The sequence below is a fragment of the Chitinophagales bacterium genome (genome assembly GCA_013816805.1).
GTDB lineage: Bacteria > Bacteroidota > Bacteroidia > Chitinophagales > UBA10324 > MGR-bin340.
This window is the reverse complement of the sequence record JACDDS010000013.1, coordinates 25,687-42,960: the sequence shown is the minus strand read 5'-3', so window position 1 is coordinate 42,960 and position 17,274 is coordinate 25,687. Positions and strand designations below refer to the sequence as shown.

The 17,274-nt window shown below is 38.4% G+C and carries 12 protein-coding genes; 7 read left to right on the top strand and 5 right to left on the bottom strand.

From position 1 onward, the window contains the following. Positions 1-2 precede the first annotated feature (2 nt). Positions 3-782, bottom strand: coding sequence for a phosphatase PAP2 family protein (locus H0W62_11640; protein MBA3649182.1), 780 nt, complete (start codon positions 780-782; stop codon positions 3-5). A gap of 162 nt (positions 783-944) precedes the next feature. On the opposite strand from H0W62_11640, the gene H0W62_11635 reads away from it, so the two are divergent. The 3 genes from H0W62_11635 to H0W62_11625 all read left to right on the top strand — a co-directional run bounded on the left by H0W62_11635 (position 945) and on the right by H0W62_11625 (position 6,861). Beyond that, the gene (locus tag H0W62_11635) at positions 945-2,552 is read left to right on the top strand and encodes a HAMP domain-containing histidine kinase (GenBank protein ID MBA3649181.1); all 1,608 of its coding nucleotides are present in this window, start codon (positions 945-947) and stop codon (positions 2,550-2,552) included. Continuing rightward, positions 2,521-3,222, top strand: coding sequence for a response regulator transcription factor (locus H0W62_11630; protein MBA3649180.1), 702 nt, complete (start codon positions 2,521-2,523; stop codon positions 3,220-3,222). The genes H0W62_11635 and H0W62_11630 overlap by 32 nt, the downstream gene beginning before the upstream one ends. Before the next feature lie 258 nt (positions 3,223-3,480). Then, positions 3,481-6,861, top strand: coding sequence for a hypothetical protein (locus H0W62_11625; protein MBA3649179.1), 3,381 nt, complete (start codon positions 3,481-3,483; stop codon positions 6,859-6,861). Positions 6,862-6,948: 87 nt separating this feature from the next. Here H0W62_11625 and H0W62_11620 read toward each other — a convergent pair whose 3' ends face one another. Beyond that, the gene (locus tag H0W62_11620; GenBank protein MBA3649178.1) at positions 6,949-7,893 is read right to left on the bottom strand and encodes a hypothetical protein; all 945 of its coding nucleotides are present in this window, start codon (positions 7,891-7,893) and stop codon (positions 6,949-6,951) included. Positions 7,894-8,113: 220 nt separating this feature from the next. On the opposite strand from H0W62_11620, the gene H0W62_11615 reads away from it, so the two are divergent. The 3 genes from H0W62_11615 (at position 8,114) to H0W62_11605 (ending at position 13,146) form a co-directional block, all read left to right on the top strand. Further along, positions 8,114-9,910: an ABC transporter ATP-binding protein gene (locus H0W62_11615; protein MBA3649177.1), complete on the top strand. Its 1,797-nt coding sequence runs from the start codon at positions 8,114-8,116 to the stop codon at positions 9,908-9,910. Between the two features lie 32 nt (positions 9,911-9,942). Next, positions 9,943-12,087 carry a ribonuclease R gene (gene rnr, locus H0W62_11610; protein MBA3649176.1) on the top strand — a complete coding sequence of 715 codons (2,145 nt, stop codon included), beginning with the start codon at positions 9,943-9,945 and terminating at the stop codon, positions 12,085-12,087. A 75-nt stretch (positions 12,088-12,162) separates the two neighbouring features. After that, the gene (locus H0W62_11605) at positions 12,163-13,146 is read left to right on the top strand and encodes a polyprenyl synthetase family protein (GenBank protein MBA3649175.1); all 984 of its coding nucleotides are present in this window, start codon (positions 12,163-12,165) and stop codon (positions 13,144-13,146) included. 224 nt (positions 13,147-13,370) lie between these two features. On the opposite strand, the gene H0W62_11600 is transcribed toward H0W62_11605, so the two are convergent. Then, complete coding sequence (locus tag H0W62_11600) at positions 13,371-14,546, bottom strand: class I SAM-dependent rRNA methyltransferase (GenBank protein ID MBA3649174.1); 1,176 nt, start codon at positions 14,544-14,546, stop codon at positions 13,371-13,373. Positions 14,547-14,585: 39 nt separating this feature from the next. Here H0W62_11600 and H0W62_11595 point away from each other — a divergent pair, with 39 nt between their 5' ends. After that, on the top strand, positions 14,586-15,167 hold the full coding sequence (locus H0W62_11595) for a hypothetical protein (GenBank protein ID MBA3649173.1): 582 nt from the start codon (positions 14,586-14,588) through the stop codon (positions 15,165-15,167). Positions 15,168-15,221: 54 nt separating this feature from the next. Here H0W62_11595 and H0W62_11590 read toward each other — a convergent pair whose 3' ends face one another. Together H0W62_11590 and H0W62_11585 are read right to left on the bottom strand one after the other, a co-directional pair. After that, the gene (locus H0W62_11590) at positions 15,222-16,316 is read right to left on the bottom strand and encodes a T9SS type A sorting domain-containing protein (GenBank protein MBA3649172.1); all 1,095 of its coding nucleotides are present in this window, start codon (positions 16,314-16,316) and stop codon (positions 15,222-15,224) included. A 207-nt stretch (positions 16,317-16,523) separates the two neighbouring features. Continuing rightward, on the bottom strand, positions 16,524-17,210 hold the full coding sequence (locus H0W62_11585) for a response regulator transcription factor (protein ID MBA3649171.1): 687 nt from the start codon (positions 17,208-17,210) through the stop codon (positions 16,524-16,526). Positions 17,211-17,274 lie beyond the last annotated feature (64 nt).

Here is a 17,274-nt window from a genome sequence, read left to right as displayed (position 1 = left end):
CGTTAGTGCAGGATTGATTTTTTATGAAATTCTGCAACACCGAACCCGATGGCCGCACCGGTAACATAGCCCGCTACTACGTCAACAGGAAAATGTTTTTTGGCCTTTACCCGCAAATAGCCGGTAACTGCAGGGACCAATATTCCTGCGGACCAAATAAGAATTTTGTCCGATTGCCTGGATGATTGTGAACTCAGCATATCCGCAGTAAGGAATGAAAAAGCTGCAGTTGTAGAAGTATGACCTGAAAAAAAAGAACGGTTGGCGTCGCCAAAATTGCTTTGCGCCATCATGTCGGAATAGGTAGGATATTGGCTGCGGTAATAACTGAAAGGCCTTGGATGCAATAAATAATTTTTAAAAAGATCGGTTACTCCCTGGTTAATTGCGAAAGTTTGTAAGATCATAACCGCATTTGTTCCCCTAGCCGTTTCATCGTGAGTTATAGATGGCAATGCAAGCAGGCCGATTTCTAAAGCCATAAGTATGCTTCCAAATAAAAGTCCGTCACTGACCCTGTCAGCAAGCACTGATTCACTTAATAAGGCGCATGTATCTCCGCAAACCTTAAGGCGGTTCAGCGATTCAAATTCCGCCTCTGTCATCCAATGCTTCTTGTGGCGCAGGTCGGAATAGGTTCCCAAACCAAAAACAATTCCGCTCATTATGCTGATTGGAATATCCCGCTTTTCGCTTATGAAAAATGGTGATGAACTCTGAGAAAAAGAAAGAGTTGTTTGTATAAGTATAGCGAACGTGAGAAAAATAAATTTACCCTTCATAACTTATTTGTTTTAAATAAATTTCCAGCCCATTAAATAAATATCTTTTAAGATGTAACGGATAATTAATTCCGTTCAGATTTGAAGATAACAGCGTTCCCTGTGTTAGTTAAAAACAAGTTAAATATACAGTGTACGGCATCGAAGTGCTAAATTTACAAAGTGAAAAGGAGATTTATTTCAGGCATCATTTTTCTGCTTTCTTTCTCACTCGTCAGTATTATCATTTTGCAGGCGCTTTGGATAAATAGTGCCTGGAAGAGCAAACGCGAGGATTTTCATCGTGATGTGAAGGAAGTTTTAGCACGTGTAGCAGAACGTCTTGAAACGAGGGAAGCGCTTTCATTTATAAATCAGCGTACTAAAAACAACAGCTATAACGAAGTTATCGTAAATGATTCTGCTGTTGATCCGTTCAATCAATCAGGGGAAAAGTCTCTGTTCCGGGATGAAGAACGATTATTACTTAATTCCACTTTTGGAGAACTGCGTGCAGGTAATGATAGCAGTTCAAACCATGAATATTTTGAAAATTCTGAAATTGCAGGTGCGACGCCTGTTAGAAAAAACGATCGGCAGATAAATGATTCAATAAACAATCGTATTAAATTAAAGTCGGATCAGCTGTATAATGTAATTCACCAATTAGTGATTGATTGGTCAAGTGGTAATACGCCTATTGAGCAGCGTGTAAATATTGATTCGCTTTATCCGATAATTAAGCAGGAACTTGCAGATAAAGGAATATACCTGCCATTTCAATTTGCTGTAGTACAGGGAAGAAACAACAGAATTATACTGCCCATCGCTTCTGATTCTTTTCAGGCAGAAATGATAAACACTTCTTACAGAGCAAACTTATTTCCGAACGATATAATAATGCGTAACGATCAATTGCTGATACACTTTAATGATACAAGACCCTATTTTATCCGCTCCCTGTGGTGGATGCTGATGCTTTCAATTATATTCTCTTTGTTGATCATCGGGACCTTTGGCTTTGCCATTTATGTTATCTTAAAACAGAAGAAGCTAAGTGAAATCAAAACAGATTTCATCAATAATATGTCTCATGAGTTTAAAACACCAATAGCGACTATCTCCGTAGCGGTGGACGCTATTAACAATCCTAAGGTGCTGGCAAATCACGATCGTATCCGTCATTACACTGCAATCATCAGCAGGGAAAATAAGCGTATGAACTCTCAGGTCGAGAATATTTTACAGATGGCTTTGCTCGATAAAGAGAGTTTTGATATGAATGAACAATTAGTGGATGTTCATGAACTGATCAGAGGCGTGGTGGACGCATTGCGGCTGCAGGTTGAAAACCGCCAGGGACGAATAATCCTCGATTTAAATGCACAGGATTATAACATTGTTGCCGATGAGATGCACTTAACAAATGTCATTTTTAACCTGCTTGATAATGCAAATAAGTTTTCGGTACAACTGCCTGAAATTACCATTACAAGCCGAAATGAAAAGAATGGCATCCTTATAACTGTGGAAGATAGAGGAATGGGTATGAATGCGGAGACGCAGCGAAAAATTTTTGAAAAGTTTTTTCGAGAGCCCAGCGGAAATATTCATAACGTGAAAGGGTTTGGTCTTGGCCTTTCCTATGTAAAATCCATTATAGATAAACATAACGGGAATATAAAAGTAGACAGCAATCCTGGTGAGGGAAGCCGTTTTGAGATTTATTTACCAGTGGGTCATCAGCAAACATTTCAATATGGAGAAAAAATCGAGAATACTATTAGCTGAAGACGATCCTAATTTTGGAACTGTTTTACGCGATTACCTGGAGCTCCATAATTTCGATGTGACCCTTTGTAATAATGGCATGTCAGGCCTGAATACATCCAGAAAAAGAGACTTTGATCTTTGCCTGCTCGATGTTATGATGCCTGAGATGGATGGATTTACTCTGGCCCGGGAAATCAGGAGAAGCACTCCTGAAATTCCATTTATATTTCTTACAGCCAAAACATTAAAAGCGGATGTAGTGGAGGGTTACCGCATTGGTGCTGATGATTACATAACAAAGCCCTTTGATTCTGAGGTATTGCTCTATAAAATACGTGCAATCTTAAAGCGAAAGCATAAGGTTCAGGAACCTGAAGACCTGCCAACAGAATTCGTAGTCGGATCGTACTTTTTTAATTATAAAATACGGTGTTTAAAGCAAAACGACATTGAACAAAAACTATCCCCTAAAGAAGCAGAGTTGCTTCGGCTTTTATGCGTGCATATTAATGATGTAGTTCCCAGGCAGGAAGCGCTTCGGATGATTTGGGATGAAGACAATTTCTTTACAGCGCGAAGCATGGATGTTTATATTGTAAAGCTTCGAAAGTATTTAAAGCAGGATTCCCGGGTTGAAATTGTAAATATTCATGGAAACGGCTATCGTTTAATGGTGAATAACAATTAAATTTTAAGTAAGCAAAAGCATAATCCCTAAATAGCAACCCGGCAGACTAAACAGATAATTGTGCTATAATTTCTCCTCATATATATCGTTACTGTCAGGCTGCAATTAGTAATTTAACTTTATTCTTTCCGCTGGTAAGGTGGTATTGACATTGGGTTTCACTCCATTAACACACCGTTGAGGAATTTTTTCTTACATACTGTACTGTCTGTATTCATTTTCTCTTCTACAAGTGTGATAGCTCAGCAATTTTCAAATTTGCGGTCTAAAACGTTTTATGTCAATACGGATACTATAAAGATCGATTCAATCACTTTTTTTCCAGGCTCTGTTGTTGTGATGATAAAGCTTACGCAGGATACCATTCCATCAACCAGCTATTTGATTAATTATTCTAATCAGCTGTTAATATGGAAAACTAAACCGAAGACCGATACCATCACCATTTCGTATAAAGCCTTTCCATATAACTTCACTATTAACAGATTTCATAAAGACTTCAACCAATTTAATAAACGAGACAGTCTTGCCCGGTTACCTATCATCTATTCTGCAGCAGAGCTCGGTGGTGATAAATTAGATTTGGGCACTATGGATTATAACGGAAGTTTCTCCCGTGGAATATCTTTCGGCAATAATCAGGATGTAGTGGTAAATTCAAATTTTAATCTTCAACTGCAGGGAAAACTAGCGGGCGATGTGGAAGTTCTTGGCGCTTTGTCCGACAATAATATTCCCATTCAGCCGGATGGAAACACACAGCAGATCCAGGATTTCGACAAGATATTTATTCAATTGAAAAAAAACCGCTCTTCACTTATTGTAGGCGATTATGAATTGCCGCGACCTGAAAGCTACTTTATGAATTTCTATAAGAAATTGCAGGGTGCTGATCTAAATACTGCATATAAAACGGGAGATTGGAATTTAAAAACAGCGGCTAGTATTGCCGTTTCAAAAGGTAAATATGCCCGTAACGAATTTTTAGGTCAGGAGGGCAATCAAGGTCCTTATCGTTTAACCGGTGTAAATGGAGAAACATATATCATAATTCTTGCCGGTACAGAACGCGTATTTATCGATGGAGTGCTGGTTCACCGGGGCGCCGATGCGGACTATATTATAGATTATAATTCGGGAGAAATCTCATTCACACCCACAAGGTTAATCACAAAGGATAAACGTATTTCGGTTGAATTTCAATATTCCGATAAAAATTATTTCCGGTCTATTGCTTACATAAATCAGGAATTTCAGGATAAAAAATGGAATGTAAAATTTAATTTTTACTCTGAGCAGGATGCAAAAAATCAACCGCTTTCACAGGAACTAACGGATTCAGACAAGATCATTTTATCACAGGCTGGAGATAATCTGACTGCAGCGTATATACCCAGCGTGGATAGTGTGGCATTTACCGCTGATAGGATTCTATATAAAAAGATCGATTCGCTTAATTACCGTATTTATGTTTATTCAACAAATCCGGATAGTGCTAAATATGCCTTAAACTTTTCTTATGTAGGATCCGGACATGGTAATTATATTCTATCCTCTAACCTGGCTAACGGCAGGGTGTACCATTGGGTACAGCCGTTAAACGGTATTGTGCAGGGAAATTATGAACCGGTAATTCCGCTTATTCCGCCACAGAAAACGCAACTTGTCACTATCGGCACTAACTATTCACTAAATGAAAAAACGCAATTTACCTGGGAAGGTGCTTTTTCAAATCATGATCTGAATACCTTTTCTGTTGTTAGCAATAATAATAATACAGGAGTGGCTTCACATTTGGGATATCATCAGCAAATTGATATCAATAAATTAAACCATACGGAGCTTTTTGTAAATGCCACTTATGAGTTTAAAGGGATAAATTTTAATCCGATTGAGCGTTATCGCACTGTTGAATTTGAAAGGGATTGGAATATTGGTATTGATACCATTAACACCAATGAGCATTATGCATTGTTGAATGCAAATCTTCAGCGGTCAAAAATTGCGAACGTGCAGTATGCCTTTTCTCTCTTTAACCGGCAGTCAGCTTATATGGGGTTTAATAATTCGGTTAACTCCAGCTTTACAACACACGGATTTACTGCATTGATTTTTGCCAGTTATCTTACCTCCAGAACCAGCCAGCTGCAAACACACTTTTTCAGGCCCACCATAGATTTATCACAAAGTTTGAAATCATTACATGGCATTACAGTGGGTGTACATGGTCAACAGGAGAACAACCGGATTTCTTCGCGTGCTGCAGATACACTTTTATTCTCGAGTTTTTACTGGAATGAAGGCAGGTTTTATGTCCACAGCAGTGATTCTAACAAGATTAGGTGGAGGGCAGATTATGGTTCCAGAGTAGATTATACACCACAGGTGAAAGGTTTTGGTAAAGCTACTATTGGCAATACAGCTAATGTTGGAGCTGAATTCCTTAGTAACCCAAACAGCATACTAAGGCTAAACATTACCTACAGGAAATTAAAAATTGCAGATACTTTAATAACACAACAAAAACCAGATCAGTCAATTTTGGGAAGGCTAACCTATGACTTACAGGCTAAAAAGGGATTCATTACATCAAATACATTGTATGAGTTAGGGTCCGCACAGCAACAAAAAACAGAATATGTTTACACAAAAGTTCCGGATGGCCAAGGCCTCTACATTTGGATTGATTATAATCAGGATGGCATACAGCAAATCAATGAGTTTGAGATAGCCACTTTTCAAAATGATGCGAACTATATACGGATTTCTATTCCCACTAATATTTATATCGAGGTTTATTCAAATATTTTTAATGAATCCCTTTCCATTAATCCAGCCTCATTGTGGAAAGAGCCGAAAGGATTAGAACAATTTCTCAGTCGCTTCTCTGCCTTACTGACACTGCAGCTAAATAAAAAAACATTGCCGGGAAATTTCGGCTCTCAATTTAACCCGGTTATTTTGCGGGTTGCTGATAGCCTTCTTGTCTCTACAGGTTCATTGTTATCGGGATTTCTTTATTTTAACAGGGGTAATCCTAAATACGGGTTAGACTTTACATACACAAATAATTATTCTAAAACTTTACTTACTAATGGTATAGAAATACGTTCCCTGCAGGATTATGGTATCAGGCTACGGTGGAATTTGAGCAGGAAATTTTCATTTATCGGAAAGTCTGATGCCATTAAAAAAGGATATGTGATAGAGCTCTTTTCTCAAAGTGATTATGCCATACAGGAATATCTCGCTACTCCCCAGATAATTTATCAGCCCAGTAATATTTTCAGGTTATCACTGACTTACGGATTTCAAAAAAGTAAAAATATTGGTGGAGAAAATGGAGAACGGTCTGATAATAACAATTTTTCCTTAGGAGTTAAATATAATGTGCTATCAAAAAGTGTTATTGACGTAGAAGGTACTTTTTCCAATATCGAATATCATGGACCATCCAATACACCTGTTCAGTATGCAATGCTTGAAGGATTACAACCCGGTAAAAATTATGTAGTGAATGTAACCTTCGACAGGAAGATATCTTCATTCATTGAACTTTCATTAAGCTATCAGGGCAGAAAGACAGGAGTAGGGAAATTTATTAATACCGGGAATGCACAGGTGAGAGCAATATTCTAATGGTACAGAAAATATATGATTGGACTAATTGATCAAAATAAAAAGGCGCAACAATGGTTTGTCGCGCCTTTTATTTAGAATTCAGACTTATTTTAATTGCATTTTGGTATTTCCCACCAGGTAACCATCCTGGTAAATTTCAGCTGTGTAAGAGCCTTTTGCAAAAGGAGTGGTTTGTTGCCAATAAGTGCAAACATTACTTTTTGCAGTTTGATCATACTCCATGGTAGTAGAAGTTGAGTACTGCCGCTCTTCATCAGTATCAGCCATTTTAAAAGTTCCGGAACCAGCGCTTTGAACTGCGAGAGTTACTCCTTCTGGGCTTATAATTCTAATCATAAACGTTTTTTGCCCGGCATCTGCAACCTGGCTTTCAGGAACACTAAAACATACTTTAATTTTTTCAACCTTCTTAGCATTATTCGTTTCGTCTTCTTTTCCATTGGATTTCATGCGTATACCTTCAGCAGAAATAGAAGTAGGTTTTAACAGAGAAGCAATGGAAACCTTTTTTGAAAGAGCCTGGTTTGTAGTTGACAATTGTGAATTAGTAGAAATTTGCCCTGCCAGCGATCTGCCTAAAGAATCATTTTTAGTAATAAGTAATTGATTCTGATCTTTTAATTGCTGAACCTGTGCTTCCAGATCCGTCTGTACTCCTTGTAATTGATCCAGTTGTTTTTTATAATCTGCTGCACTAATCCGCATGCTTCGTTTAAGCTGATCAATGTTAGCTTTATAGCTCACTAATTGTTTTTCCTTTACTGAAATCATGCTATCCAGCTTTGCATTCTGACCCCTGTATGATTCAATGCTCACCAGTGATTCATTATATTTTGTATCAAGATCAGCAATTCGAATACTATCCGAGTTCACTTCTTCAGTAAGCTGCTGAGTTTCGGTGCTTTTCTTAGCAAACTTTACATACATAAAAATATTAATACCAATCAGCAAAGCTACGAGTACCCATAATAGTATAATCCGGTTATTCTGCTTCCCTGGGTCAGGTTGATTTAAGCGTGAGTCATCCATGGTGCTTAATTTAGTTTAGAAAGTTTTGCTTTGGCAAATATGATACCGAAAAATCAAAAAATAATAATAAGTTAATTTGTAATAAGGTGCTATTCTCTGCAATATAAATTTGGAATTGTATGCTTGTATTCATTAGCATCATTGTATTTAAATGGAACTTTAATGAAATTACAGTTTACTTAGTATACATTATTTTTATCCCGAAAAATAAACTTTGCATATTGAACAAATATTAAGCGTTCGAAACCTTCAAACACATTTTACTACTTATTCAGATCATACTATTGCTGTAAACAACATTAGTTTCTCGCTGAATACCGGCGAAACTGTTGGAATAGTAGGAGAGTCCGGTTCAGGTAAATCGGTGACTGCGCTTTCTATTCTGCAGCTGTTAGCTTCCCCCGGCAAAATTACAGGAGGCGAAATTTTATTTAAAGCAAAGGATCACGCGCCCATTGACTTACTATCGCTTCCTGAAAAGGATATGCGGAAATACCGGGGAAAGGAAATCGCCATGATTTTCCAGGAACCAATGACTTCTCTTAATCCATTGTTAACCTGTGGGAAACAGGTAGCTGAAACAATTCTTTTGCATCTAAAAAAGGATAAGCAGGAGGCTAAAGAAATGACATTTGGTCTTTTTAAAAAGGTTAAGTTTGATGATCCTGGGCGGATTTTTAACTCCTACCCCCATCAGCTAAGCGGGGGTCAAAAGCAGCGTGTTATGATTGCAATGGCTATGAGCTGCAATCCTTCTATACTCATCGCCGATGAACCTACCACCGCACTCGATGTTACCGTTCAGGCCCGTATACTGGAATTGATGGATCAATTACGTACAGAAAATAATATGAGCATGCTTTTTATTACTCATGATCTTGGAGTGGTTGCGGAAATTGCAAACCGTGTGGTGGTAATGTATAAAGGGAAAATTGTTGAAGAGGGTAATGTTGAGAAGATTTTTTCAGAGCCCCGGCATCCCTATACTAAAGGATTGATTGCATGCAGGCCGCCTCTCCAAAAGAGGTTGCGGAGACTTCCGGTGATTAATGATTTTATGGAGGAAACAGAGTCAGGGCAGGTGAGAGAAATACCGCTTTCAGTAAATGATTCTTTTAACAAAAACGAAATATCCTATGAAGAAACAGAGCATCGTTTGCAACACCTTCAATTAAAGCAGCCAATTCTATCAGTTATAAATATCAGAACTCATTTTCCTGTTCGAAGAAATCTTTTTGGAAAAGCAACCAAAGAAATAAAAGCCGTGGATGACGTTTCCTTTAATGTTTTTCCCGGCGAAACCCTTGGCCTGGTTGGTGAATCAGGATCCGGAAAGACTACACTGGGGCTTTCCATACTGCAGCTGATTAAACCAACCACGGGTACGGTAATGTTTGAGGGAAGTAATTTGGTGCAGTTAAATAATACTGCAATGCGTAATATTCGGAGGCATCTGCAGGTTATCTTTCAGGATCCCTATTCCTCTCTTAATCCGCGTTTAACTGCAGGTTATGCTATTATGGAGCCTATGATAGTACATAGGTTATATAACAGTGGTAAAGAATGCAGGGAGCGGGCATTGGATTTAATGGATAAAGTGAACCTGCATTCAGACTTTTTTAATCGTTTTCCACATGAATTTTCAGGTGGTCAACGGCAGCGCATTTGTATTGCGAGGGCCCTTGCATTAAATCCGAAATTTATTGTTTGTGATGAATCAGTTTCGGCGCTCGATGTTTCTATCCAGGCCCAGGTGTTGAATTTATTGATTCATCTTCGGGAAGAATTTAATTTTACCTATATTTTTATTTCACACGACCTTTCAGTTGTAAAATTTATGAGTGACAGAATTTTGGTAATGAAAGGCGGCAAAATTATTGAAGAAGGAAAGGCAGATGAGGTATATTTTCATCCCGCAAGTGAATATACACGTACATTAATCAATGCTATTCCAAAGGGAGATTTAGCTGGTATCAGGGAAAAGGCAGCATTCAGAAATAAGTCAATGGATAATTAAAATTTATGCAAGCGCTTTAAGAAGTAAAAAGTATGTCTTCAAATAAAAATAATAGTTCAAAAGTATCCACTGCACAGAATGCCATTGCAGATTACTTATTGCAGGAGCCTGGTAAATTTTTTTCATTTAAGCAATTAAAAAAGAAGTTTAAACGCTTTGATAAAGATGAGCTGCATGCAGCCGTGCAGCAGCTGTTGGAAGAAGGATTTCTTCAGCCGCGTGGAACTCAATTTCAATATGTTGCCCGCGAACTAAAGGAAAATGGAGAATCTGAAAATGAATACAGGGAAGATATTATGGAAGGTGTGATTGACATGATATCGAGCGGACATGCATATGTGATTTCACCTGATAGTGAAAAAGATATATGGATAGATCGCCGTAACCAGAAAACAGCCCTGGATGGTGATAGCGTAAGGGTGATGATCACGCGCAGAAGGAAGAAGGGACCCGAAGGAAAGGTTCTGAAAATAACAAAAAGAGCCACCGATACTTTTATAGGAGTTATTCAATCTATAAACAGGCAGCACTTGTTTATTCCTGATAAAAAGATCGATGTAAATTTTTTAATACCCCCGGATAAATTAGGAAATGCGAACATCGGTGACAAAGTAGTAGTGAAAATGATAGATTGGCAGGATCACATGCCGCACCCAACGGCAGAGGTGGTAAAGGTATTAGGTAAGGTCGGCGCAAATGAAACGGAAATGCAGGCGATTTTACTTGAAAGCGGATTTCGTTTAGAATTTCCTAAAGAGGTATTGCATGAATCGCAGGATCTCAAAATTGAAATAGACCCCGAAGAAATTGCTAATCGCAGGGATTTCAGAGATGTAACCACCTTTACTATTGATCCTGAAGATGCAAAAGATTTTGACGATGCCCTTTCATTCAGAATACTGAATGATGGTATGTTTGAAATAGGAATACACATTGCCGATGTTACCCACTATATAAAACCCAACACGCAGTTAGAGAAGGAAGCAGCGCTTCGTACTACCTCCGTTTACCTGGTAGACCGTTGTGTTCCCATGCTTCCTGAAAAATTATCGAACGGTGTATGCTCACTCTCACCAGAGGCTGATAAGCTTTGTTTTTCCGTTGTAGTAGTAATGGATGAAAACGGAGAGGTTAAGGACCAATGGATGGGAAAGACCATTATTCATTCAAACCGGCGATTCAGCTATGAAGGCGCACATGAAATTTTGGAAGGCAAAAGAGATCTTTTAAGTGAGCCATTAAAGATTTTAAATACAATTGCCAAACAGCTTCGCCAGCGAAGATTTAAAAATGGTGCTATAAATTTCGATACGGTAGAAGTGAAGTTTCGCCTCGACGATCAGGCACGCCCGGTTGAAGTTTTTGTTAAGGAAAGAAAAGATACCCATTTACTGATAGAAGAATTTATGCTGCTTGCAAACAGGAAAGTGGCAGAATTTATTGGTCTGCGGAAAGGCCGGGAAATACCGTTTGTTTACCGGATTCACGATTTGCCTGATGATGAGAAGTTAAAGGATTTTGCTGAGTTCGCTATGTTATTCGGGTATAAGCTAAACTTTACAACTCCCAGGCATATAGCTCATTCCATCAATAAAATGATGGTAAAGCTTCACGGTAAGCCTGAGCAGTACATGCTGGAATCACTTGCAATCCGTACCATGGCAAAGGCAATTTATTCCACAAAGAACATTGGTCACTATGGTTTGGCTTTCGATTACTACACCCACTTTACATCCCCAATTCGCCGCTACCCTGATATGATGGCGCACCGTATACTTGAAAAAGTTCTGAGCGGTGATAAGGTTGCTGAGCATAACTTAGAACAGCGATGCAACCATTCCTCGGAAATGGAACGTGGTGCGGCTGAGGCAGAGCGCACTTCTGTAAAGCTGAAACAGGTTGAGTTTATGGAAAGCCATACAGGGGAAGTTTTCGCCGGTATCATTTCCGGCGTAACAGATTGGGGAATTTTTGTATTAACGGAAGACTCTTTTTGCGAAGGGCTGATACGGCTGGAATCAATTCACAGTGATTTCTTTGTATACGATCAAAAAAAGCACTGCATCAAAGGTATGCGCACCGGTAAAAAATTTCAGCTGGGCGACAAAGTGAATGTCCGTTTAATTGGTACTAATTTAAGTAAGCGAACAATAGATTTTGCATTTGCAGATGACTAAAAATTATAGATTTTATTCTATGGATTATCCTGTGAATTAATCCATGTTTCAACAGAAACCTTAAGGGTACAATAAGTGATAAACAGAAGGACTGTAGCAGAGCTCGAAGCTTTATTCAATAGCTCATTAAATAAGCAGAGCTTTTCGGGTTATCCCAAAGAACTATATGATCCGTTCAATTACATACTTCAACTCACGGGCAAAAGAATCAGGCCCATCATGTTACTTATGGCTTGTGAACTTTTTGGAAAGGCTGCTGAAGAAGCCATTTCGCAGGCAATTGCCATTGAATTATTTCACAATTTCACCTTAATACATGATGATATTATGGATCGTGCACCTCTGAGAAGGGGACATTCTACGGTTCATCAAAAATACACTGAAACGAGTGCACTCCTTTCAGGCGATGCTATGCTGGTATATGCTTATCGGTACCTGGTCAACGTAAACAGTTCGCAGCTTGCACTGGTAATTTCTTTGTTCAACGAATGTGCAATCAAGGTTTGTGAAGGGCAGCAAATGGATATGAATTTCGAATCTGCGCAGGTTATAAAAGCTGAAGAATATTTGAGGATGATTAAATTAAAAACAGCTACCCTGCTCGCCAGTTCTTTAAAGCTGGGAGCCATTATTGGAAATGCTTTGCTTGCAGATGCTGATCATCTCTATAATTTTGGGTTGGAATTAGGTATTGCTTTTCAATTGAGAGATGACTGGCTGGATAGTTTTGGCGAGACGCAGAAAGTGGGAAAACAAAAAGGAGGAGACATCATTCAAAATAAAAAAACTTTTTTGTTTGTAGAGTCGCTTAACATTGCTGATGAGCATACGAGGCAAAGTTTATTACAGTTGTATAGTGAACAACAGAGGAATTCAGAAGAAAAAATAAAAGCGGTATTGAGCATTTTTTATGATCTCAACATAGAAAAAACTACAGAAAAAAAAATGCAGAACCACTTTGAAGCGGCACTTCAGCATTTACAATTTGTGAATATTGGTGACAATGAAAAAAAATATTTGAATGGTTTAGCGCATGATCTTATCCGCAGGGATAAGTAATCCATTAAAGATTCAAAACGACTGGAAGGGTAAACTTGCTGGTTCCTGCAATCAATACATTCTTATCGTGCAATAACTAATTTCCCTTTCGTCTCTTTGTCTGAATCTGTAACCTCTACAAAGTAAATACCATTTGCAAAACTTCGTACGTCTCGATCTTTATTGATGCTTGCCCCACACATCTGCTGTCAGCTCTTTGATATGTAAGCTGTAATGTTTTCAGGTTAGAGTATCTGTAAAACAAATCCCTTTAAATAATTTGTCTCATCAATATTCCACACTATCGGGTGATCTTTAGACTGAGAAAGGTAGCTAACCTGACGAATTGTTTTTCCTGCATCTGCCGCCGCCTGTGAGACTAATTCAAAAAACATGGAAGGGTCTATGAAATGAGAACAGGAAAAAGTAACCAAAAATCCTCCGCTGCGGATCAGTCTCATCGCACGCAGATTAATCTCTTTATATCCCCGTATTGCTGATTCTATACCTGAGCGGTTTTTTGTAAAAGCTGGGGGGTCAAGTATCACAACATCAAAAATTTTGTGTTCTTTAACCCACAGTGGTAACTGGTCGAATGCATTCGCAACTTTAAATTCACAATTGCTGAAATTATTCAGCAAAGCATTTTCCCTGGCCTGGCTTATGGCGCTTTCTGAGGCATCTAAGCCAATAACTTTATGAGCCCCAAATTTTAAGGCAAAAAGCGAAAATGATCCTGTATAACAAAAACAATCCAGCACCTCTGCGCCACCGGAAATATATTTCAATGCTTCCCGGTTGTCTTTTTGATCGAGGAAAAATCCGGTCTTTTGACCGTTTTCAATATCCATCATAAGCCTGACACCGTTCTCGGTTATCTCAATTTTAGTGTTAAAGGTTTCTGAGAGAAATCCTTTTTGTTCCTCCAATCCTTCCAGTTTTCTAACTGGTACATCATTACGTTCATAAATACCCTGAACCGGAAATTCTTCTTTTATAATCTTAGCTATTACCTCTTTCCATTTGTCAATTCCTAAAGCCAGTGCCTGCAGTACAAAGTAAGGCCCGAACTTATCGATAACAAGAGCCGGAATAAAATCGCCTTCTCCAAAAACCAGTCGAAAATTTTCATTGTAACCTAATTGCTTTCTGTATGCAATACAGCTTTTTATTTTCCGGCGAAAAAACGCTTCATCAATCTGTTCATTTTGATTTCTCGTCAAAAGCCGAATGGTTATTTGTGATTTTTCATTATAAAAACCTCTTCCGATGAAATGGTTTTTGATGTCGACCACATCTACTATTTCTCCAGGTTCAGGTGTTGCGCTAAGCGAGGCTATCTCATTTGCATAAATCCAGGGATGACCATTGATAATGCGTAAATGCTTTCCTTTGTTTAAAACAGCCTTTTTTAAGTCCATTTACTTTTAGATAGAATTTCACAAAGCAAATTAAATTTCATGAGAATTACCCTGCTATATCTGAGCATGTTTATAATCACTTCAATAGTAAGTGAAAAAAATACCTGTAACCAGGTTGCAGGTTCACAAACCTCCAATCCGATAATGCCCCTCGCTGTGGGGAATTTCTGGGTATATCTGGATTCTGTGGTACAGGAAGGACAGTTGCAAATCCGGCACGACACGTTAAAAATTGTGAGTGAAGAAACGTGGGAAGGAAAAAAGGTATTTAAATTCAGCGACGGAAAAGAATGGTATATACAGCATGACACCATATACCAGGTAGGCACTCAGCGCAATCGTGCAAGGTTTTCGTCACCCGTTTTTTTTCTTACAAATGATGCCACCACATTCAATTATGTGCAGGGAGGAGACGTTGTGGTACAAAAAACCATATCAAAAATTGAATGTCCTGAAATGAAATGGAAATCAGAAGGATGTTATAAAATTTCAGACAGGTGCGACGGGTACACCATTATTGCAAAGTATATAGGTATTCTTCGGGAAAGAACAGAAGATTGCTATTCAGGGTCGCAAAATTTTTCTACAAGAACATTGCTCTCATTTAGTACGAAGAGATGATGATTATATAAAAGGCGCACTTACATGCGCCTTCCATGGAAAAAATATATTTTTTTATTTCGTCTTAACCAGCTTAACCGTTTGCAGCACTGTATTATTCTTCTCAATTTTAACAAGATAAATACCCGGCAGCAGGTTTTCACCCACTTTAATTTCAGTATTTATCACCTGGTAAGAGGTAATTAATTTTCCGCTAAGATCGTAAACGTTAATCACATCAGGATGATCCAATGATTGGATATTAAGGTTCATGAAATCTGAGGTAGGATTTGGATATCCAATAGTCTCTGTTAAAGGATTAACAGATTCATCCTTACATGCTGATGAAACGACTACCTTTTTAGAAGTTTTGCTGCATCCGGTAGACGTTTTTATTACGGTTACTGTATAGTTGCCAGCCTTACTTACATCTAAGGTTGGATTTGTAGCCCCTGCAATCGGATTGTTGTTTTTATACCACTGATAAGTAGCTCCTGATGTAGTGGTAACGGAAAGCGTAACTGTTTGTGGAGGGCAGATAGTTATTGGTCCGGAAGGAGTAACATCAGCCTTTGGTAATTTATTGACTGTAACGTTAATAGAATTAGAAGTGTTTTGAGCACCGCAACTGTTGGTTACCACTAATGTGTAGTCACCTTTTTTAGTTACCGTCAAGGAATTATTGGTTGCCCCGGCAATATTGGATCCGTTATTCTGCCATTGATAGCTTGTAAAATTACCACCAGCACTTTGAGATAGGGTAACTGATCCGCCTGAGCAAAAAGTTTTAGGTCCATCAGCAGATATTGAAATATCCGGTGTGGCACACACTACCGAAAAGCTCCCTATCATAGTAGTAGGATGGATGGCACAATGGTAATTGTAAGTACCTACTACGGACGGAACGTATTTGAAGGTAGTATTTCCGGAATTGATTTGACTATCCCATGACGTGGCACCAGCAGGAATAGAAGTAGAGGTGGTAGTATGACCGCCATCAACCCATACCCACTTAACGGTATCACCGAGATTAACAGTAAAGCTGCTGGGTGAGAAAGAAAAATTCTGAACGGTAACTATTTGTATTGTTGCTTTAGAAGCAAGTGCGAACAGGAACAGCAGCACAACTGTGGAGCTGATTTTTAAAATTCTTTTGTAAATTGTTTTCATGAGAGATATAATTTTTTTAGGGGGATTAGGAATAGATCTTGGCGTCAAAAGTAAAGGTTTCTATAGCTAAAAAAATTTTGCAGAACACAATTTAGATGAACGGGAATTGTAAACGATGAATCGGTAAAATGCACCGCTGAACGGGAAATAAAGTTAATAGATCAATGGTTTTTAATTGATAATTATCCAGACAGACCAGTCTATTAATTATACATTAAACCACCGGTTATTGTGAGCGAGACTAATAACCTGCGCTTTTGACTGCACATGCAGTTTCTCATAAATATTTGCTATATGCTTGCGGACTGTAAATACACTTATTTTTAAAATATCGGCAGTGCGTTTTGCATCCAGGCCACTAACTGTATACTGCAAAATCTCTTTTTCCCTTTCACTGATTGTTTCCGGGATTGAAAAAGATTCTTTGTAATTTTTTCTTTGTGAAGATTTACTCAGCATTTGCAGGGCTTTTCGCGCAATGGCCGGGCTCATTGGAGCACCTCCCGATTCAAGAACATTTTTCACAGCATCCATTAAAGAAGAAGCATTTTCATGCTTTAACAGGTAACCTGAAGCACCTGCCTTAATAGCTTCAAAAATTTTTTCATCGTCATCAAAAACAGTCAAAACAATAAAATGAATTTGCGGATATAGTGTTTTGCCTGAAGCAATAGTTTGAATACCGTTCAGGCCCGGCATTTCCAAATCCATAAAGATCACCTCAGGTAAAATATGAAGCGGCGCGCCCTTTAATTCTTCCAGGCACTCTTCACCATTTGTGGCAACAAAAACGATTTTCCAATCTGCATTTTGTTGTGCTTTTTGCTGAAAAGTATTTCTGTTAACCGCATTATCTTCCACCAAAGCAATACGTGTAACCGGATTTTTAAGCATAGCTGCAAAGGTTACTCATAGATATATAATACACAATAATTAATTTATAGTAGTGTAAGAGTTT

Bases quoted from the DNA above. Each gene is read 5' to 3' on its own strand.
- H0W62_11640 (MBA3649182.1), bottom strand. From the start codon at position 782: ATGAAGGGTAAATTTATTTTTCTCACGTTCGCTATACTTATACAAACA.
- H0W62_11630 (MBA3649180.1), top strand. From the start codon at position 2,521: ATGGAGAAAAAATCGAGAATACTATTAGCTGAAGACGATCCTAATTTT.
- H0W62_11620 (MBA3649178.1), bottom strand. From the start codon at position 7,893: ATGGATGACTCACGCTTAAATCAACCTGACCCAGGGAAGCAGAATAAC.
- rnr (MBA3649176.1), top strand. From the start codon at position 9,943: ATGTCTTCAAATAAAAATAATAGTTCAAAAGTATCCACTGCACAGAAT.
- H0W62_11600 (MBA3649174.1), bottom strand. From the start codon at position 14,546: ATGGACTTAAAAAAGGCTGTTTTAAACAAAGGAAAGCATTTACGCATT.
- H0W62_11595 (MBA3649173.1), top strand. From the start codon at position 14,586: ATGAGAATTACCCTGCTATATCTGAGCATGTTTATAATCACTTCAATA.
- H0W62_11590 (MBA3649172.1), bottom strand. From the start codon at position 16,316: ATGAAAACAATTTACAAAAGAATTTTAAAAATCAGCTCCACAGTTGTG.
- H0W62_11585 (MBA3649171.1), bottom strand. From the start codon at position 17,210: ATGCTTAAAAATCCGGTTACACGTATTGCTTTGGTGGAAGATAATGCG.